Origin of the sequence: Synechococcus sp. R5-15 (assembly GCF_047462035.1) — a bacterium.
Taxonomy (GTDB): Bacteria; Cyanobacteriota; Cyanobacteriia; order Thermostichales; family Thermostichaceae; genus Thermostichus.
The window spans coordinates 1-18350 of sequence record NZ_JANSIK010000064.1 but is presented as its reverse complement, the minus strand read 5'-3'; the positions used below and the strand labels follow the sequence as shown (position 1 = coordinate 18350).

The window sequence follows — 18350 nt, the reverse complement described above, 5'->3', positions numbered from 1 at the left end:
TAATCCGTACTGAACATATTATACATTATTTTCAGTATAGTTGAGCTTATTATTGACTAGAGTCATGCTCGTCTGCGTCAACCGAACCGCGGCTTTTGGGCCTGAAAGACCTCTTGGGCTTTGGGATCCCCTCGCTGAGGGCGGCGTTGAACTCCACTTCGGTCATGGTGCTAGAGCCGAGATAGTAGCCCCAACGATACACCAGATCCCCAAGGATGCCGTAGTGTCTCAGGGTTTGCAGATCTTTCATCAGGAGCGCACCGTCACGAACGGATCCCACACCAGAAACCCTGCTCTGCTTTTTCGCCATTCGCATCTTCCCTTACAGCATTTTTGGGCCTGACTTTTAACTTGAAGAAGACCCCGTTTTGTTCCCACCTCAGCTTCAATTTTAGGCTTCTGGGAGTGGCCTCATGGGTAGAACACTCTATGTGTCCCAACAGGATTGCTACCTCAGCCTCGACCAGGAACGCCTGGTTGTCAAACGGGCTGGAGCTGTTCTTCAACAGGCTCAATTGCCCCACTTGGATCAGATTTTGATCTTTGGCCATGCCCAAGTCACAACCCAACTGATCCAGAGTTGCCTAGAGCGCAACATCCCCATCGCCTATCTTTCCCACATGGGGTACTGTGCTGGGCCGTCATCAACCGGCAGGTGCAGACCTACAAGCAGTTTGTAAATGATCAGATCCCTGTTTACTTGCCGTTCCTCATCCGCTGAGGGGATCCCACATGCATGGTCAAGTCGCGATTTTTGTGGGTTTCTCTTCCGCGGCCCAAAGCGGGCCCATGTCCAGGTAACGCCGGAAAGCCCAGTCCTCCGTGGCCCTCAGCATCACCACCGTGGCCAGATTCACCAGGCTCCCCTCGCCGGGGAAGACCCCAACCACCCTGGTCCGCCGCTTCACCTCACGGATAAGCCGCTCCAGCACATTCGTGCTCTTGATGTGCCGCTGGTGGACCCCGGGAAAGTCCAGGTAGGTCAGGGCCTCCCCCAGACCCTGGGCAAACACCTCCACCGCCCGCTTAAACCGGTCCCGGTAACGCTCAACGAACTCCTGGGCCAGAGATTCCGCCGTGCCCCGCCGCCGCGCCACAAACACCTCCTGGAGCTCCTCGGCCACTACACCCCGCTCCGACTGCGGCACATGAGCTAAAACGTTCCGTATAAAGTATAAAGTGCACCACGCACCGCTGCCAGCTGGCCCCAGGAAGCTCCGCCATCACCGCTTGGCGGATGGAAAGGTGGTCGTCGGAAATGACCAGCCTCACCCCATGAAGCCCCCGCTCCACCAGGCCCTTCAGCAGGTTCCTCCAGGCCTCCTTCCTCTCCCCGCCCGCCGGCTCCACCGTCAGCACTTCCCGGTAGCCTTCTTCGTTCACCCCCACCGCCACCAGAAGGGCCAGGTCCACCACCCGCCCGCCCCAGTTCACCTTGAAGTAGGCCGCGTCCAGGTAGAGGTAGGGGTAGGCCAGCTCCAAAGGCCGGCCCCGCCAGGCGGAGAGCTCCTCCTCCAGGCGCTGAGCTACCCTGGAGACCGCGTCCTTACCGATGCGCACCCGGGACAGGCCCTCCGTGATGGCCGCTACCTTGCGGGTGGAGACCCCTTGCAGGTACATCTCCAGCACCGCTTCCTCCACCTCCCCGGTCATCCGCTTGTACCGCTCAAAGACCTCGGTCAGGAAAGTCCCCTCCCGGTCCCGGGGTACCCGGAGCTGGGCGATCCTGCCCGCCGGCGTGATGAGGTCCCGGGTGTAGTAGCCGTTCCGCTCCCCGCGGCGGCTTGGGGTGCGCTCACGGTAACCCGCAGCCAGGTGCTCGGTCATCTCTTCTTCCAACACCTGCTCGTTCGCGTAAGCGGTGCGGAGCACTATGACGGCCTTGACCCCTTCCCGGATGCGCCGGCTGATCTCCTCCTTGGTCAACCTCTTGAGCTCCTCTCGGTCCATTCCGCCCTCCATGCTTAACCCACAAAATACGCGACACTACCGCCACAGATCACCGGAGTGCGGCAATGGCTACTCAACTGGATGTGGAAGACATTCGAGGGATCCGATCGGTTGCTGAGGTGGCTGGTCTCTTTGCATCTCTGGGGTACGCTCTGGTGGGGCAACCGTTGGATATAGCAGCGCTGGAGCTACCCGCTGATTTTGACAGACCTCGGGCTGCATATTTCCCGGCGGAATATCGACAGCGGTATTTCCGTCAGGTGGTGCTGCTGCTTGAGTTTGAGGTAAAGCCCAGCCCTACAGGTCGCTTCCCTTCGGGGAAGTGGAATTAATGAAAACAAACAAACTATGGCAGCCAGGGAAACTGGCGAAAGTTAGGTGGGCGCTTTTCCAAAAAGGCGCGTTTGCCCTCAGCAGCTTCTTCGGTCATGTAGAACAGCAACGTCGCATCTCCGGCCAGCTCCTGCAGCCCCACCTGCCCATCGCAGTCGGCGTTGAAGGCGGCTTTGAGGCAGCGGATGGCTAAGGGGCTGTGCTGGAGAATTTCTTGCGCCCAGCGGATCCCTTCAGCTTCTAGCTCTTCCACTGGCACCACGGCATTGACCAGACCCATCTCTAGGGCTTGGGCTGCGGTGTATTGGCGGCAGAGGAACCAAATCTCGCGGGCTTTTTTTTGCCCCACCACTCGCGCCAGGTAGGCGGCCCCAAAGCCCCCATCGAAGCTGCCCACCCTAGGGCCGGTTTGCCCAAAGATGGCATTATCGGCGGCAATGGTCAGGTCGCAGATGAGATGCAAAACATGGCCACCCCCAATGGCGTAGCCTGCCACTAGGGCAATCACCACCTTGGGCAAAGAGCGGATGATGCGCTGCAGATCCAGCACATTGAGACGAGGGATCCCGGCCTCATCCAGGTAACCGGCCTCGCCCCGTACGCTTTGATCCCCGCCGGCACAAAAGGCATACTTGCCGTCGCTGTGGGGCCCTGCCCCGGTCAACAACACCACCCCGATACGGGGATCCTCTCGCACATCGGCAAACGCATCAATCAGCTCGGCAATGGTCTTGGGGCGGAAGGCGTTGCGCTTGTGGGGACGGTTGATGGTGATCTTGGCAATGCCATCCGTTTTTTCGTAAAGAATGTCTTCGTAGAGCTTGGCCGTCTGCCACATGGTGTCTGGGTGTATCTATTGGGATGCCGGGCCAGGAGAGTTCCGTTTGGCTGATGGGGGCTCACTATGAGGAGCACCTGGGTACTCTGCACCGCTACCGCGAACGGCCTGAAAAGGCTAGGTAGAACGGTTGGTCGCTTGGATGAGGGCTTCCACCAATCCTTCCAAAGTATACTCCTGGGCTGCGATGTCCACTCGACCAAATGCAGCCTTGCAGGTTGCGGCCGTCTTGGGGCCAATGGCGGCAATCTGCACGGGTGGATCCCAGATCTCAGGGCCCAGCCCTGACTGCCGGATCAAGTGGGCAAAATGCTGCACCGTCTTGGAGCTGGCAAAGGTGAGGATGTCCACCTGGTGGGCTTTAAGAGCTTCCAGGACCTGGGGATCCGCTGCTGCTGGACAGGCGGACTGATAGGCGGCCACCTCCACCACCTCTGCTCCTCGCTGCCGCAACCCCTGTACCAGCTCCTCCCGCCCTCCTGACTCAACGCGGGGAAAGAGGATGCGCTGCCCCTGCACTGGCTGCGGCCAAATGGGTAGCAGGGCTTCGGCCACAAACTCGGAGGGCATCAGATCCGGGCGAATGCCGTACTGGGCCAGCACGGAAGCGGTTTTGGATCCCACCACCGCCACTTGCAGGGAGTGGAGTGCTCGGCTATCTCGCCCCTGCCGCTGCAGCCGCTCAAAGAAAGCCTGCACTCCATTGGCAGAGGTCAGCAGCAGCCAGTCGAATTGTTCCAGGTTGGCAATGGCTGTATCCAAGGGATCCCAGCTCGTGGGCGGCTGGATCACCAGGGTCGGCATCTCCAGCACCCGCGCCCCCTGGGCCTGTAGCAGCTCCCGAAAAGCTGGCGATTGCCCCTCAGAACGGGTAACCAGCACCGTCTTGCCTGCCAAAGGAGCCGGCGGAGGCAAAGGAGGGATCCCCGGCAAAAAGTCCTGCCGCAGCCGCACCACCTCCCCAACCACCAGTAGGCCCGGCAACTTTGCCTGACTCTCCCCCTGCTGCAGCTCGGCCAAGGTGCCCACCCACACCTGCTGCTCTGCTTGCCCCGCCCCCCAGATCAAGGCCACCGGTCGGTCTGCCGGGATCCCAGACTCCACCAGCCGTGCGCCAATGTGCTGTCGCTGCCGGGATCCCATCAAAATCACCAAAGTATCCAACTGGGCCAAAGCGCCCCAGGGCAGAGCTTCCAGCTCGTGGGCGGTGAGAACGGCAAAAGCGCGGCTCAAGTGTTTATCCGTTAACGGGATCCCTGCCCAGAGGGGGCCAGCCAGGGCCGACGACAACCCCGGCCAAATCTCAAAGGGACAGCCCGCCTCCCTAAGGGCTTGGATCTCCTCGCGAGCGCGGCCAAAGATCAAGGGATCCCCTGACTTGAGGTGAACCACCTGTTTGCCTTCTCGGCAGCGCTGGATGATCCAGTGGATGCCCTCCTGGAGGCTTCCTGGCCCAGAGCGTCGCCACACCTGCGCCTGCGGCGGCAACTCTGCCAACAAGCGCTCATCCACCAGCTCGTCGATCCAGATAGCCTCAGCCTGCCGTAGGATCTCCAGTGCTCCCTGCGTCAGGCCCGCCCGCCCGCCCAGCCCTGCCCCCACTAGATACACCTTGCCCATGCCCTACCCCTTGGAATGTCGATCTTGCCCCTTGTAAGAAGGGGATCCCGCTTGCTTTGCAAATATAAATCGAAGACGCCTCCCAACAGCTCCTCTTCCAAGGGGTGGCCAGCCTGAGGAAAAACTGGTCTACTTGCGAGATACTGAAAGCGTGGCCGCCTGAGGATCCCTGCCTATGTCCGGTGTAACTCCAGAGCCTTGGCCGCGGCGGCGTTTTTTGGCCAGTGGAGCTGCTCTGCTAGCAGTAGGAGCGGGCTCCCGCCCCTCTTCGGCCAGATCCCGGCCCTTGCGACTGGTCACCAACTGGTACGCCCAGGCCGAACACGGCGGCTTTTACCAAGCCCTGGCCACCGGCATCTACGCCGACTACGGTCTGCAGGTGGAAATCCGCATGGGGGGAACGGCGGTTAACGTGCTGCAACTGCTAGCCGGGGGAGCGGCAGATTTTGTGCTCGGCGGCAGCCCCGACGCTCTGGCGGCTCTGCAAGCTGGGATCCCTGTTCTCACCGTGGCCGCCTTTTTCCAGAAGGATCCCCAGTGTCTCTTGGCCCATCCAGGGGTGGGCATCGAGTGCCTGGAAGACCTGCGGGGCAAGCCCATCTGGGTGTCACCGGGGGCCAACCTCACCTACTGGCCTTTTTTGCGGGCCAAATTTGGCTTTACCGACGAGCAGAAGCGCCCCTACAACCTCAGCCTCACGCCCTTCTTGCTGGACAAGTCTTCTGCCCAGCAGGGCTATGTGACCTCCGAGCCCTTCCGCGTGCGCCAGGAGGGGGGCTTTGATCCCGTCGTTTTTCTGCTGGCCGACTACGGCTATTCCCCCTACGCCACCACCCTGGAGACCACCCGCCCCTTTGCCGAACAGCACCCGGAGCAGGTGCGAAAATTTGTAGCTGCCTCCATCCAGGGCTGGCAGAGCTACCTAGAGGATCCCCGCCCCGGCAATCGCCTCATCCGCCAAGACAACCCCAACATGAGCGAGGCCCTCCTGGCCTACGCCCACCAAGCCCTAAAAGACTACGGCCTTCTCACCAGTGGAGATGCCGCCACGCTGGGGATCGGCGCCATGACCCACCAGCGCTGGCAAACCTACTTTCAGGAGATGGTGGCCCTGGGGATCGGCGCAGCGGGTCTGGAGGTTCGCCAAGCCTATACCCTCGACTTCCTCCCCGGCCCCACTGCCTAAGGGATCCCCACTTCCATCGCCGCCAAACTGTGCAAAAGCGGGGATCCCTGCATCCCCAGCTCATGGCGCCGGTGCATTTGGTTTGTCAGCAAGTAGGCCAAAGGTGGGTGGCCGCTCAGCCGTTGGCGGGGGTGGGGCAGATGGTCGTTGCCGAACTGGTGGCGGTACTCCTCCGAGTCGATAAAGGCATTGACCATGGCCTGCAAGCCCTGGTGCACCAAAATGTCGTGGTAGGCGGCCACCTCCTCCTTGCTGGCCGGGGCCCGTCCCAAAAAGTGCTTGAAGCCCTGCTCTACACAGCGGGTGTTGCAGCCGGCACTGAAAAAGAGTTGCCGGTAGAGCCGGGATCCCCCAATCTGGCGAACCAAGCGCTTAATCCCGATCCGCCCCCGCAAGAAGTCCTGCTCGATTTTCTCCAGCTCTCCTGTTTTCTCGTGCTGGTAGGGCTGGCGTTCCAAAAGCTGTTGGTAGGCAGCCCGCAACAGGTTTTGCAACGTTTGCGGATCCCGCTGGCGTGGTTCCATGGCAATAGCTCCCAATCGACAGAACTGACAAAAACAGACAAAACGAGGGGCTACTTTAAAGAAATGGCCAAGAGAGTAGCGAATGGCTCAATACGCTTTTACGGCAAACTTCAGCACATCCTTCTGTAACAAAATTGCCAATAAAAGACCGTGAAGGTTCTACTTAAGATTTACCTTGCCGACAGAACGACCGGGGGAGATCTGCGATAAATATTTACGAAAGGATTGTCATTTTCTCCAATTTACGTGATTTCACTTTGTAACTTTCTAGCCGATAAAAAAATTCCGTGTTTATTCGTAGTTAAGTATTATGACACTTCCATCCAGAATAACCTGCTCCAGATCCAGAATATAAGTTAAGTAAAGAATGCAGCCTCTCCTAGGGTCACAGGTGCAGGGCTCATCATTTGAAGTGCTCTGGTTTGATTGACTGGGGACTCAGGTGTTGCTGTAGACCTGCAAGGGGGCTGCAGGGGAAGGGATCAATCAATTTTTGTGATTTGTTTGCGTTGCTTATGCAGTAGATCCTGCCTGCCGGGGTTTTTGTCTGCCCTTAATGTGGATCCCGTCTATGGTTAAACAAATCCGGCTAGAGCCTTTATCTCGCGTCTCAGAGGTCGATACCTACAGCAATCTTCTGTCGGCTATTTTGTCGGAGGAGCTGCAGGTTTCGCGGGAATGTAACGGTCGCGGCCTCTGCGCCACCTGTCATGTTTACGTCAAAGAGGGAATGGAAAGCCTCACTCCCATCACCCCCCGCGAGGCCAAGACTCTGGAGACCATTACCAGCGCCCGCAGCAATTCCCGGCTGGCCTGTCAGGCGCGGGTGGTTTCCGATGGCGTGGTGGTGGAGCTGCCGCCGGGGATGTACGTGAACTCGCTGAGGGATATCGAAGTGCTCATCGGTCGGCGGGCCGAACAAGACCTGCTGCACCCACGGACGGGGAAGGTTTTGGTGGAGCAGGGCAAGATCATCACTCGCTCTACTGTTAAGCAGCTAGAAAATGAAGATTTCCGCATCATCGGCAGTACACTTGCCCAAACTCGGGAAGTTTGATGGATTGTCGATGTTCAGGGATCCCTTGGGCTCAGCGGGCATTGTCTTATAGACAATCAACCAAGGATTGAACAATGTTGGATCCCTCAGATAGCTGACCAAGTTTATCGAATGCTTAGCCATTCATTTTGTTGACTCATTGGCATTGTCTGGCCCAGTTGATCCCTACAAATCCCACCAAATCCTGTTGCTTTGCAATCTAGAATTATCCATTTTTTATCAGGAGAGCGCCATGGCCACCACATCTCGACCGGATCCCCGTCCTGCAGTCACCATGCCTGTGGGCCGCGACAAGCATGCCCACTACAGTTACCGCGATTTCTTCCGCTTCAACCGAGATCAGGGCACGATCATCGACTGGAACAACACACAAAATCTCCTGCTCAGCGAAGACTTTATTGTGGGCTTGCAAACAGGCCTGGAACGGGAAGTGGGAGATGCTTCGGCGGCGGTGATGTACACCATTGGCAGAGATTGGGGCATCCGCGATGCCAAGCACTTCTCCGAGTGGTACGAGCGGGAGTATGGGATTGGCGTAAAACAGTCCAACCTTTTGTTTTTGCTGGAGACTTGGTGGTGGCCTTTTACGGCTCAGGGCTGGGGCAAGTGGGAGGTGGAAACCGAATCCAAACAAAAAGGCTTCCTGTTTATCAACTTGTTTGACTCGATGGTGGCTCGCACCCTAGGGGATGTGGGCAAGCCGGTTTGTCATCTCTATGCCGGGCTATTTGCCGGGTTTTTCACCGCTATGACTTCCCGCGAGCTGGCCTGCATCGAGATCCAGTGCTACGCCATGGGGGAAACCTACTGCAAGTTCCTGTTGGGCGGGCAAGAACGCATTGATGCCGCCAATTTTTGGATCACCGAAGGGGCCAGCGCCCGCGAGATCGAGCAGCGTTTGCACCAGTTGTGAGGCTTGCTTGTGGCTTTTGAAGGCTCTCTGGGATCCCTCGACACTTTGGAGAAACGCCCATGGTCACCTTCAACTTAGACACCGATCTGGACTTAACCCAGCCGCTGGCGGTCTTTTTGCAGGGGTTGAACTGGGATAACCGACCCCCGGCCAAGGCTCCCTTTGCTCAAGAGCCGCCGCCGCAGTCCCCCATGCTCTTTGCCCAATCGGTGGGACAGTTTTTTGCCGGCTTCAATTGGTCGGGCATCTGCCCACGCTCAGAGCCGCTGCGGGAATTGCCGGCAGAGGATCCCTTTACTCTTGAGGATTTTGCCGCTTTGTTTGGCGGAGCTTTGCTCTAGCTCTGGTTTGTTCAGGGCTCTCAGTTGTGCTCTCTCGATCCGTGCTCTAAGGAGACTTCACCCATGGATGACCTTCACTCTTGGCCAGAACGCATTGCCGATCGAGAAGGGGGTTACCTAACACCCGACGATCTGCAAGACCTGATTCGTTACTCGCTCTCTTTTGAAGAACGGCTGGAGCTCTACCAAGTCTTACAACAGCAAGAGCTGACCTGGATCCAAAAGGTTTTGCAACAGCAGGGGCCAACCCCCGTCGCGACAGCGTTGCCCAGCAGCAATCCCGCCAGAGAGGGGGCAGAACCTTCTCTAACCCCGGCTCAGCGCCTCTTGGCTCGTCAATTGGCCTTTTGTTTGCGCTCCCTGGGCCTGAGTCTGTTGCTGGGGGATCCCACCCCTGTGCAGCAGGTAACTCTTGGTGCGATGGAACAGTACCTAGGGTTGCCGCAAGCGCTCGCTCAGCTACGGGCAGTGGTTCAGGGATCCCTGCCAGCGGATCAGCAGGGGTTGCTTGCCCCCTACTGGCAAGAGCTGCAGACTGTCTGCGCAACTTCTCAGGCCCAATCTCCTTCCCCTTCTTCTTCTGAGATGGAGGTTGACCTACCCACAGTTCCGCCGGAGCGGGCTCTCACCTTGGCGGAAATGTTTGTGTGAAGCCAACTAACGGAGGATCTGTCCATGAATTCAAGGGTTGCCGAGCTGATGCACCAAAGTGAGGGCCGCTATCTGCGCCCAGATGAGTTGAAAACTCTACACGCCTACGTGGAAGGGATCCCGAAGCGGGTCCGCCTTTACCAGGTTCTGCAGGCCAAAGAACAAGAGCTGCTGGATCGGGTGATGGAGAAGTTTCAGCCGATGATGCCGAATTTAATCCGCCAGCATGGTCACCTGGCCTGGGAGCGCTGCCGCCGGGATCTGAGCATGGTGTGGCGCTACTGCTGCATGGCCATGCTGCTCAACGACGAAGACTACCTGAGGGATAAATTGCTCTACTGGCTGGAGACGATCCTGAAATCGTTCAAGATGCGCGACCAATGCCAGCCTGCCTACAAGTTAATGCTCGACTCCCTGACCTACATCTTTGGGGCAGAAGAGAGCGAGATGATCCGTCCTTATCTGCTTTTGGCCAAATCCATGCTGGTTAACTAGGTCCATTCGCCCTCAATGGATTCCCTAGTTTTGCCAATCCACCGGACATTCATCCCTTCACTCCAAAAGGCCAAGTTCCAGCCGCCCTCAAATCCGTCCATCCCCCTGTGAGATAGCCATGACTACCCTGCAAGAGATTCTGCAAGACCAGATCTTGCCTGGGCACTGCTTTAGCCCTGCCTACTACATCCGCCCCGACATCCACACCGGACTGCTCTACAGCCGCGGAGGATACCGCTTGGCGGCCTTTCCCATGCCCCTGCTGGAAGCTCTCTACTCCGGCCTGCGCTACGAAACCGGCCAAGCCACCCGCGTCATTCTCTACAACTGTGGCCGCGATTGGGGAGAGGCGTTTTTCCGCCGTGTTGAAGACGAGCTTTCCGGCTACTACCAGCAGCCGCTGCAGGAATTGCCGATGGGGATCTTCCTGGATGCCCTCAGCGATCTCTGGGCTACCCACGGCTGGGGACGCCTAGAGCTGGATTTTTCCGCCGCCGACCACGGCTTGGTTCAGGCCGGGATCCGCCATTCCGGGTTTGCCCTTGCCGCTCGCGCCAGCTTCAACCCGGAGGAACCTTCTGCACGGCGAGAGCCTGCCGGATACCTAGAGGCGGGAATGCTGGCCAGCCTCTTCTCCTTGCTTTCGGGGCGGGATCTCATCTGCGTACAGACCACCTGCGAATCCCTGGGGGCCGATCTCAACCGCTTCCTCATCGGCACGGCTCAGCGGCTGCACCACTGCGAGGAATGGGTGCGCAAGGGCCTCTCCCACGAGGAGATTCTGGATCGGCTCACCGCCAGTCCCTAGGGCCAGAGCTGTTTTCAGGGGCTCGCTAGGGCAGGTAGGGCTGAAAATCTTGGGTGACCGTCAGAGTCAAGTTGGCATTGGCGTCGATCACCGCCACTTCCGGCGCCGTTACATTGCCGATGACAGCCCCTGCCGCCGCTCCACCCAGCACTTTCTCCGTCGAGATCACGCGGTCGCCGAACAAGCCTCCCAAGATGGCCCCCGCAGCTGCCCCAATCAAGGCATCTTGCACAATCGCTTCCCCGGAAGTGTGGCGGGGATCCTTGCGCAGCGGGATAACCTGGCTCTGAGCGTAGAGGGGGTAGGATTGGCCGTTGAAAATCAAAGCCCGCGAAACAAACTGGGTGCCGCCGCTCACCGGCTGAAATTGGCCTTCCAAAACAGCCCCCGCCGGGACGACCATGTTGCCGTAGATGTCCCGCAGAGGGGTATCCAAGCTAAGGCTGACGGCGCGGGTTTCCCCAGGGGCAATCAAGAGGGTTTCTGGGGAGCGATGCACCGCCTGGATCAGATCCCCAGAGCGCAATAGCAACGTGGTTTGCAGTTGAAAGGGCTGGCCAGGTTGCAGGGGTTGAGGGCCAGGGGGAAGGGGGCGAGGATTCACAGGACGCCATCCCTCACCGGCAGGCGGTGGTGGCAAGGGCCCCATTTGGGCCAAAACTGGGGCGGCCATCTGCGCTGAGAGCAATCCGCCAAGCAGAGGAGCCAACAGGCGGCTGGCTGGGTTGGTCATGGTCTTACCCCCATTCATCATTCCTACGCTAGCTGCAAACCGGACAAAACCGGGAGCCTTTCGGGCCTTACCTATCTTTTACCTATCTTGATCAAAGCCAACTGAATGGAAATGGGCTACCTCAGGTGAGCAGATTCCGCTGCTCTTCGCTCCAGATAGAAGTACGGAAAAACGCTAGGGTTGCCCACTCTGGGATCCCTGCTGTCCATGTTAGATTAGGCTCTAGGTTTCTTCCCCTGCGTGGGGCCGAAGTCTTGCAGCATCCCAACCCTCTTCTTGTAGCTATGAAGCGCAGCACATCCATGCCGGGCCAGCCCTCTCCCGGGTCAGAAGCTTCCGCCCAACCTGCTCAATCCTCTTTCCAGCCTTTTGCCATCTCCACTTGGAAGTCTCTTCTCTCGTCAGTGCTGCTGGTGCTGCTGGGCATTGGGCTGGGAGCAGCTCTGGTGGGGGGCAAGGGGGTATCTGCCCAGACGACGGCAACCCCGCCCCAACTGAACCTGAATTTCATCGCCGATGTGGCGCAAAAGGTGGGGCCGGCGGTGGTTCGCATCGATGCTGAGCGGACGGTGCGCGCCCCTGCCCCTTTTCCGGAGGAGTTTTTCAGCGATCCCTTTTTCCGGGATTTCTTTGGCCAAGCGATCCCTTCCATCCCTCGGCAGCGGCGACAGCAGGGAACCGGCTCTGGGTTCATCATCAGCCCAGACGGCCAGATCATCACCAATGCCCATGTGGTCGAGGGATCCGACAAGGTAACGGTGACGCTCAAGGATACCCGCAGCTTTGATGGGCAGGTAATCGGTTCGGATCCGGTTACGGACATCGCCGTGGTGAAGATCAACGCCCAGAACCTGCCGACCGTGAAGCTGGGGCGCTCGGAAACCCTGGAGCCGGGCCAGTGGGCCATTGCCATCGGCAACCCCCTGGGTTTGGATAACACCGTTACGGCTGGGATCATCAGCGCTTTGGGCCGTTCCAGCGGGGAGATTCGGGTGCCTGACAAGCGGGTATCTTTTATCCAAACGGATGCGGCCATTAACCCCGGCAACTCCGGCGGCCCGCTGCTCAACGCTCAAGGGGAGGTGATCGGGGTGAACACCGCCATCATCCAGGGAGCGCAAGGGTTGGGCTTCGCCATCCCCATTGAGACGGCCCAGCGGGTGGCCAATCAGTTGATCACTCGCGGCAAGGTGGATCACCCCTACCTGGGCATCCGCATGCTCACGCTGACTCCAGAGCTGAAGGAGCGCCTCAACCAGGATCCCAATAGCCGCATTTTGATAACGGTGGATCAGGGTGTACTGATTGGCGAAGTCATCCAGGGATCCCCAGCGGAACGGGCAGGGCTGCGGTCTGGGGATGTCATTCTCTCCATCAATGGTCGTGCCGTAACCACAGCCGATCAGGTGCAACAGGAGGTGGAGCGCACTGAGGTGGGCAGCACCCTGGAGCTGGAGATCGAGCGAGCCGGGCGGCGACAGAAGATCCGCGCGGTAACAGGCTCTTTCCCGGCCCCCAGCGGAGGCTGAAAGGACTCCGTCCCGCTGGCGCGATTGGACGTTGTTCACCACCCCTCCGAGACCCCAGCGACACAGCAGGGTTGTTCTCAATGGGGGTGAACTTCCCTCTTCCCCTGGGAGAGGGGCTGGGGCGGTGCTGATCGCGCCAGCGGGACGGAGTCCTATCGCGCCAGCGGGACGGAGTCCTTACACTTGGGCTATTTCCAACCAACTTGCAGTGACCGTACTGGCGATCTCTACGGTTGGTTCTTGCAGTTACGGCTCAGGGAAAATAATGGTTTAATGGTGACTTAACAGTCGAAACTTCCTGGCCCAGGCCGGAACGCTCTCGGCAGGGCCTCTTGTCATTAGCCTGGGATCCCTTCTCCCCTTGCCTATGCTGAAAACCACTCGTCGCTTGGCTTTGCTGGCCCTGTCGGGGCTGGCAGCTCTTGTTCTCACTCCCCAAGGGGGCCTCGCCAAGCCCATTACCGTCGGCTCCAAGGACTTTACCGAGCAGTTTATTTTGGGGGAAATGTACGCCTTAGCCCTGGAGGCGGCAGGGTTCACGGTGGAGCGCAAGCTCAACCTGGGCGGAACACCGGTAGCCCATGCGGGCTTGTTGAGCGGCGAGATCGATCTCTACCCCGAGTACACCGGCACTGGCCTGCTGACAGTGCTCAAGTTGCCCAGCAGCGGCGACCCGGCAGAGGTGTACGCGACGGTGGCCCGCGAGTACGAGAGCCAGTTCCAACTGATTTGGCTGGATCCCGCCCCCCTGAACAACACCCAGGCCCTGGCCATGACCCGCGCCAGAGCGGCTGAGCTGGGCATTGCCACCATCTCGGACATGGTGGCCAAAGCGGGCGAGCTGGTGATGATCGGGCCGCCGGAGTTTCAAGCCCGCGAGGATGGCCTACCTGGGATCCAAGCCGTCTACGGTAATTTCCGGCTCAAGGCCTACAAAGCAGTGGATCCCGGCCTCCGCTACCAGGGCTTGGTCAATGGGGAAGCGGATGTGGCAGTGGCCTTCGGCACCGATGGAGAAATTGCCGCCTTTGACCTGGTGCTGCTGGAGGATGACAAGCAGCTTTTCCCCCCCTACCAGGTGGCGCCGGTGGTGCGCAAGGACACCCTAGAGGCCAACCCCGGCATTGCCGCTGCCTTAAATGCCCTTTCCCCCCTGCTGACGGACGAGGTGATGCAGCGGTTGAACTACGAGGTGAGCGGCAACCGCAAGGAGCCGGCGGAGGTGGCCAGAACTTTCTTGGTGGAAGCCGGCATTCTCAAGAAATAACCTTGCCTGTTGCATGAGGCCCTGAGGTGAGCACCGTCGAGTTCGAGCGGGTGTCGCTGCGCTTTCCCCACAGTTCCCAGCCGGCTGTGGACGAGTGCAGTTTTTCCGTGGAGTCGGGCCAGTTGGTGGTCATTTTGGGGCCTTCTGGCTGCGGCAAAACCACCCTTCTGAAAATGGTGAATCGCTTGCTGGATCCCACCCAGGGGCAGATTCGCTTGGACGGGCGGGATATCCGCCAGTTTCCCATCACGGCTCTGCGGCAGCGGATCGGCTATGTTATCCAGCAATCGGGGCTGTTTCCCCACATGACGGTGGCCCAGAATGTGGCGGTAGTGCCGCGACTTTTGGGGTGGCCGAAGGAGCGCATCCGCGAGCGGGTGGACGAGCTGCTCAGCTTGGTTAATTTGCCCCCCCATGAGTACCGCCACCGCTACCCTGCCCAACTGTCGGGTGGACAACAGCAGCGGGTGGGGCTGGCGCGGGCGCTGGCCGGGGATCCAGGGCTGCTGCTGATGGACGAGCCCTTTGGGGCCATCGACGCCATTACCCGCAGCAAGCTGCAAGAGGAGATCCTGCGCCTGCAACGGCAATTGAAAAAAACCATCCTGTTCGTCTCCCACGATGTGGAAGAGGCGCTGCGCCTGGCGGATCGCATTTTGGTGATGCAGAAGGGGCGGGTGGTGCAGTTCGACACTCCCTTTCGGCTGCTCACCCAGCCGGCTACTCCCTTTGTCAGGGAACTGCTGGGGGCAGATGACATGGTACGGCAGTTGAGTGTGCTGCGGGTGGAAACGGCGATGGCCGGGATCCCGCACAACCACAAAATCCAAGAGGGAGCGATGGTGAGGCCCCAGGCCACTTTGCGGCAAGCCTTGTCCCTGCTGTTGCGCACAGGGGCGGCAGCCCTGACGGTGTGGGAGGACGGGCGGGCCATCGGCGTTTTGACCTTGGATCACATTCGCAGCTTGGCCATGCTGGAGGGGGGATCCGCGTGAGCTATCTCCTCAACCACCCCGGCCTGATGTGGCAGCTCACCCAAGAGCATCTGGCGATGGTGGGGATGACCTTGGGCATGGCGGTGGTGCTGGCGGTGCCGCTGGCTCTGCTGGTTCACCACGTGCGCTGGTTGGCCCTGCCGGTCATGGGGATCCTCAGCATCCTGTACACAGTGCCCAGCCTGGCTTTGATCATTTTGTTGGTGCCCTGGCTTGGCCTCAATGCCCGCTCGGTGGTGGTGGCGATGGTGATCTACACGCAGGTGATCTTGGTGCGCCATTTTTGCGTGGGCCTGCGCTCGGTCGAGCCTGCCATCCTGGAAGCTGCCAAGGGCATGGGGATGAACCTCTGGCAACGGTGGTGGCAGGTGCAGGTGCCGCTCATGCTGCCCATTGTTTTGGCAGGGCTGCGGCTGGCGGCAATTGTGGCCATTGCCATTGCCACCGTGGGCGCCAAGTTTGGGGCAGGGGGACTGGGAACCCTGCTGTTCGATGGCATTGCCCAGGCCGGTCGCTACGACAAGATCTGGGCCGGATCCCTGGCGGTGGGATCCCTGGCCTTGCTGGTGAACACAGCCTTGCTCAGCCTGGAATGGGCGGCCCGTCGTGGCTGAGGGGGTAGACTTAAGGACTCCGTCCCGCTGGCGCGATCGGGCAGGTTTATCCTCTAGTTGTGTGGGGCGAAACTGGGTGTAGCATGGGTGAGCAACCAGGGACTCCGTCCCGCTGGCGTGAGCGGGTGAGAGATTGGTCATCCCGCGCCGATTGGGAGCTGATGGAAGCGCTCAAGGCGGGGCAACCTGCTGCTCTGGCTGCGCTCTACGATCGCTATGCCGGCTTGGTCTATGGGCTGGCCTTCGAGATCCTGGGCCACGTGGCCGAGGCAGAAGACCTGACTCAGGAGGTGTTTGTCGAGCTGTGGCGCAAGGTTGGCTGTGATCCAAGGACTCCGTCCGAGTCGCGCGAGCGGCGGGGATCCCTGAGCAGTTTTTTGTGCATCCTGACCCGCTCGCGGGCCATTGACCGTCTGCGTTCTCAGGGCAGCCACCAACTTCTTTTGAAACGCTGGCAGACCATTCCCAGCGCCGATCGCGTCAGCGGGACGGAGTCCTTTAGCAAGACTCGGTTCCCTTTTGAGCAGGTTTCCATCGAGGAGCGGCGGCAAGCGGTGCAAGCGGCCCTCAGCCAATTGCCCGAAAACCAACGGCAGATCCTGGAGTTGCTCTATTACCAAGGGTTGAGCCAGGCGGACATTGCTCGCCAATTGGGGATCCCGTTGGGGACGGTTAAGACCCGCTCTCGCCAAGCTCTCTGCAAATTGCGGGGATCCCTGCGCGCCCTTCTGGGTTTCTGCTCGCGTTAGCGGGACCGCGTCCTTTCGCGTTAGCGGGACGGAGTCCTAGGTTTGGAGTTGAGTTCTGGTGTCGGGATGGCCATGTCTGATCGCGTCAGCGGGACGGAGTCCTTTCGCGTCGGCGGGACGGAGTCCTTATCCACCTCGCCCCCTTTAACAGAGGAACGGGAAGAACTGGCCGGCTATCTGCTGGGGGACTTATCTCCTGAACAGGTGAGTGCTCTAGAGGCACGCCTAACTCAAGACCCTCGGCTGGTGGCCGAACTGCAAGCCTTGCAAGAAACCTTGGAATTGTTGCCCTACGGATTGCCAGGAGTGCTCCCGCCTGCCAGCTTGCGCGATAAGGTGATGGCAGAGGTGGGGGCTATCGGCTTACGCGAGCAGGAGATGGCAGTCCCCCTTCACTCTCCACTGCCTGCTTTTGGGGTGGGGTGGCGCTGGCTGGGAGGCTTGGTGGCGGCAATTTTGGTTCTGCTCAGCTTGGACAACTGGCGACTGCGGCAAGCTCTGCAACTGGCCCAGCTAGAATCGGTGCGGGCATTATCCCATCTCTTGCAACAGCCGGGATCCCGTCTGGTGCATTTGCAGGGGGAGGCGGGGACGGCCAACGTGCTGTTTCGCCCAGGAGACTGGCAGGAGGTTATCTTGGCCGCACGGGATCTGCCCCAACCGGTGGCGGGGGAGCGCTACTCCCTCTGGCTCAAGCTGGACAATGGCGAGTTCCTCTACTATGGCGACTTTCAGGTGGATGCCCAAGGCTCTGCCCTGGTGGCCCTACGCCCATCCCGCACGTTGCCGGCAGGTACCCGCGCCCAAGAGCTGCTGGTCGTGACCGGTTCCCGCCAACTGCCCGCTCGCGCTACTCGGACGGAGTCCTTGAAACCCCTTCTGACGGGCAAGGTGTGAGGTGAGAGGAAGGGTTGACCTGCGGAGGTTGGCTGTGCTGGTGGGGGCGCTACTGGCCCTTCTGGCCTTGTGGTGGACGGATCCCACGCCAACAACCCTAAGCCAATACGTTACTTCTTTGCAGGAGCGCACTCCTTCTCAACTCCACAACATTCGCCGAGCCGCCCAAAGCCTGGATGGGGTTTACATCATGCCTGCAGCACGCTCACGGGAACAGGCAGAAGTGATTTTTTCCTTCAACCAAGTGGTGGGGCCGCGCAGCCTGGAACGAGGCTATGTGCCCGCGCCGGTGTTTATGGTGGCCGAAACCCTGGATTCGGTTGGGGGAGGAATCTGTCAGGTGTCCTCTAGCCTTTACAATGCCGCTCTGTTGGCAGGGCTGGAGGTGGTGGAGAGGCACCCCCATTACCGGCAGGTAGAGTCGGTGCCCCCTGGCTTAGATGCCACCGTTTGGTACGGCTTGGCCGACCTCAAGCTGCGCAACCCTTTCCCCTGGCCGGTGCGCCTACGAGTTCAGATCCGCGGCCAAAACCTGATTGTGTCCGTGCTGGGACGGGGATCCCGCCACTCCCTGAGGATCCCACCCATCCGTGTAGAGGGGCACCGGCTGGATCCCCAGCATTTGCAGGTGAGCGTGTATCGGGGTAACGAGCGCCTCTCCCAAGATCGCTATGTCGTTGCTCCCTAGCCTCTCATCGCGCCAGCGGGACGGAGTCCTTTTTTCGCCCCATTGGCCCCCTACTTCAGCGTCTCAGGAGCAACTCCCCAGCAACCTCCACACAGGGATCCATGTTAATTTCTACACCAACATGGTTAGCGACAGGGTCGGCGACAAGCCTCAAACCCTGAT

23 protein-coding genes are annotated in these 18350 nt (G+C 59.8%); 16 read left to right on the top strand and 7 right to left on the bottom strand.

The annotated features are described in order from the left end of the window. Nucleotides 1–49: 49 nt before the first annotated feature. Complete coding sequence (locus NW839_RS06305) at nucleotides 50–310, bottom strand: hypothetical protein (RefSeq protein ID WP_414351301.1); 261 nt, start codon at nucleotides 308–310, stop codon at nucleotides 50–52. A gap of 103 nt (nucleotides 311–413) precedes the next feature. Here NW839_RS06305 and NW839_RS06300 point away from each other — a divergent pair, with 103 nt between their 5' ends. Continuing rightward, a complete protein-coding gene (locus tag NW839_RS06300) occupies nucleotides 414–680 on the top strand; it encodes a CRISPR-associated endonuclease Cas1 (RefSeq protein WP_414344071.1) in 267 nt (88 codons plus the stop codon). Between the two features lie 60 nt (nucleotides 681–740). On the opposite strand, the gene NW839_RS06295 is transcribed toward NW839_RS06300, so the two are convergent. Further along, nucleotides 741–1124, bottom strand: coding sequence for a transposase (locus NW839_RS06295; protein ID WP_414344069.1), 384 nt, complete (start codon nucleotides 1122–1124; stop codon nucleotides 741–743). Beyond that, nucleotides 1048–1962, bottom strand: coding sequence for an IS256 family transposase (locus tag NW839_RS06290; protein ID WP_414380520.1), 915 nt, complete (start codon nucleotides 1960–1962; stop codon nucleotides 1048–1050). The genes NW839_RS06295 and NW839_RS06290 overlap by 77 nt, the downstream gene beginning before the upstream one ends. A gap of 53 nt (nucleotides 1963–2015) precedes the next feature. On the opposite strand from NW839_RS06290, the gene NW839_RS06285 reads away from it, so the two are divergent. After that, nucleotides 2016–2282 (top strand): hypothetical protein, encoded by a 267-nt coding sequence (locus tag NW839_RS06285; protein ID WP_414351306.1) that lies wholly within the window; start codon nucleotides 2016–2018, stop codon nucleotides 2280–2282. Nucleotides 2283–2296: 14 nt separating this feature from the next. Here NW839_RS06285 and menB read toward each other — a convergent pair whose 3' ends face one another. Together menB and cobA are read right to left on the bottom strand one after the other, a co-directional pair. After that, on the bottom strand, nucleotides 2297–3121 hold the full coding sequence (menB, locus tag NW839_RS06280; protein ID WP_414351307.1) for a 1,4-dihydroxy-2-naphthoyl-CoA synthase: 825 nt from the start codon (nucleotides 3119–3121) through the stop codon (nucleotides 2297–2299). A 117-nt stretch (nucleotides 3122–3238) separates the two neighbouring features. Continuing rightward, nucleotides 3239–4741: a uroporphyrinogen-III C-methyltransferase gene (gene cobA, locus NW839_RS06275; protein WP_414351308.1), complete on the bottom strand. Its 1503-nt coding sequence runs from the start codon at nucleotides 4739–4741 to the stop codon at nucleotides 3239–3241. A gap of 175 nt (nucleotides 4742–4916) precedes the next feature. Between cobA and NW839_RS06270 the strand changes: the two genes are divergently transcribed. Beyond that, on the top strand, nucleotides 4917–5927 hold the full coding sequence (locus tag NW839_RS06270; protein WP_414351309.1) for an ABC transporter substrate-binding protein: 1011 nt from the start codon (nucleotides 4917–4919) through the stop codon (nucleotides 5925–5927). On the opposite strand, the gene NW839_RS06265 is transcribed toward NW839_RS06270, so the two are convergent. Further along, nucleotides 5924–6451, bottom strand: a complete 528-nt coding sequence (locus NW839_RS06265; RefSeq protein ID WP_414331885.1) for a phycobilisome rod-core linker polypeptide — start codon at nucleotides 6449–6451, stop codon at nucleotides 5924–5926. The two genes, NW839_RS06270 and NW839_RS06265, sit on opposite strands and share 4 nt — an antisense overlap. A gap of 571 nt (nucleotides 6452–7022) precedes the next feature. Here NW839_RS06265 and NW839_RS06260 point away from each other — a divergent pair. The 6 genes from NW839_RS06260 (at nucleotide 7023) to NW839_RS06235 (ending at nucleotide 10716) form a co-directional block, all read left to right on the top strand. After that, the gene (locus NW839_RS06260; protein ID WP_041436217.1) at nucleotides 7023–7508 is read left to right on the top strand and encodes a 2Fe-2S iron-sulfur cluster-binding protein; all 486 of its coding nucleotides are present in this window, start codon (nucleotides 7023–7025) and stop codon (nucleotides 7506–7508) included. 232 nt (nucleotides 7509–7740) lie between these two features. Further along, nucleotides 7741–8421 carry a V4R domain-containing protein gene (locus NW839_RS06255; protein ID WP_011432222.1) on the top strand — a complete coding sequence of 227 codons (681 nt, stop codon included), beginning with the start codon at nucleotides 7741–7743 and terminating at the stop codon, nucleotides 8419–8421. Nucleotides 8422–8480: 59 nt separating this feature from the next. Next, the gene (locus NW839_RS06250; protein WP_414351312.1) at nucleotides 8481–8762 is read left to right on the top strand and encodes a hypothetical protein; all 282 of its coding nucleotides are present in this window, start codon (nucleotides 8481–8483) and stop codon (nucleotides 8760–8762) included. Between the two features lie 63 nt (nucleotides 8763–8825). After that, the gene (locus NW839_RS06245) at nucleotides 8826–9413 is read left to right on the top strand and encodes a hypothetical protein (protein WP_414351314.1); all 588 of its coding nucleotides are present in this window, start codon (nucleotides 8826–8828) and stop codon (nucleotides 9411–9413) included. 24 nt (nucleotides 9414–9437) lie between these two features. After that, a complete protein-coding gene (locus NW839_RS06240) occupies nucleotides 9438–9908 on the top strand; it encodes a phycobilisome protein (RefSeq protein WP_011432225.1) in 471 nt (156 codons plus the stop codon). Between the two features lie 118 nt (nucleotides 9909–10026). Then, nucleotides 10027–10716 (top strand): V4R domain-containing protein, encoded by a 690-nt coding sequence (locus NW839_RS06235; protein ID WP_414351315.1) that lies wholly within the window; start codon nucleotides 10027–10029, stop codon nucleotides 10714–10716. A gap of 25 nt (nucleotides 10717–10741) precedes the next feature. Here NW839_RS06235 and NW839_RS06230 read toward each other — a convergent pair whose 3' ends face one another. Next, on the bottom strand, nucleotides 10742–11449 hold the full coding sequence (locus tag NW839_RS06230; protein WP_011432227.1) for a hypothetical protein: 708 nt from the start codon (nucleotides 11447–11449) through the stop codon (nucleotides 10742–10744). Between the two features lie 284 nt (nucleotides 11450–11733). Here NW839_RS06230 and NW839_RS06225 point away from each other — a divergent pair, with 284 nt between their 5' ends. The 7 genes from NW839_RS06225 (at nucleotide 11734) to NW839_RS06195 (ending at nucleotide 18188) form a co-directional block, all read left to right on the top strand. Then, nucleotides 11734–12978 carry an HhoA/HhoB/HtrA family serine endopeptidase gene (locus tag NW839_RS06225; protein WP_011432228.1) on the top strand — a complete coding sequence of 415 codons (1245 nt, stop codon included), beginning with the start codon at nucleotides 11734–11736 and terminating at the stop codon, nucleotides 12976–12978. A gap of 367 nt (nucleotides 12979–13345) precedes the next feature. Further along, nucleotides 13346–14245, top strand: coding sequence for a glycine betaine ABC transporter substrate-binding protein (locus tag NW839_RS06220; protein WP_414351318.1), 900 nt, complete (start codon nucleotides 13346–13348; stop codon nucleotides 14243–14245). A 26-nt stretch (nucleotides 14246–14271) separates the two neighbouring features. Beyond that, nucleotides 14272–15240 (top strand): ABC transporter ATP-binding protein, encoded by a 969-nt coding sequence (locus NW839_RS06215; RefSeq protein WP_414351320.1) that lies wholly within the window; start codon nucleotides 14272–14274, stop codon nucleotides 15238–15240. Further along, nucleotides 15237–15854 (top strand): ABC transporter permease, encoded by a 618-nt coding sequence (locus tag NW839_RS06210; RefSeq protein ID WP_414344038.1) that lies wholly within the window; start codon nucleotides 15237–15239, stop codon nucleotides 15852–15854. The genes NW839_RS06215 and NW839_RS06210 overlap by 4 nt, the downstream gene beginning before the upstream one ends. 83 nt (nucleotides 15855–15937) lie before the next feature. Continuing rightward, nucleotides 15938–16603, top strand: a complete 666-nt coding sequence (locus NW839_RS06205; RefSeq protein WP_414351321.1) for a sigma-70 family RNA polymerase sigma factor — start codon at nucleotides 15938–15940, stop codon at nucleotides 16601–16603. A gap of 72 nt (nucleotides 16604–16675) precedes the next feature. Continuing rightward, the gene (locus tag NW839_RS06200; protein ID WP_414351323.1) at nucleotides 16676–17500 is read left to right on the top strand and encodes an anti-sigma factor domain-containing protein; all 825 of its coding nucleotides are present in this window, start codon (nucleotides 16676–16678) and stop codon (nucleotides 17498–17500) included. Nucleotide 17501: 1 nt separating this feature from the next. After that, nucleotides 17502–18188: a VanW family protein gene (locus NW839_RS06195; protein ID WP_414344033.1), complete on the top strand. Its 687-nt coding sequence runs from the start codon at nucleotides 17502–17504 to the stop codon at nucleotides 18186–18188. The last annotated feature ends 162 nt before the right edge of the window (nucleotides 18189–18350 follow it).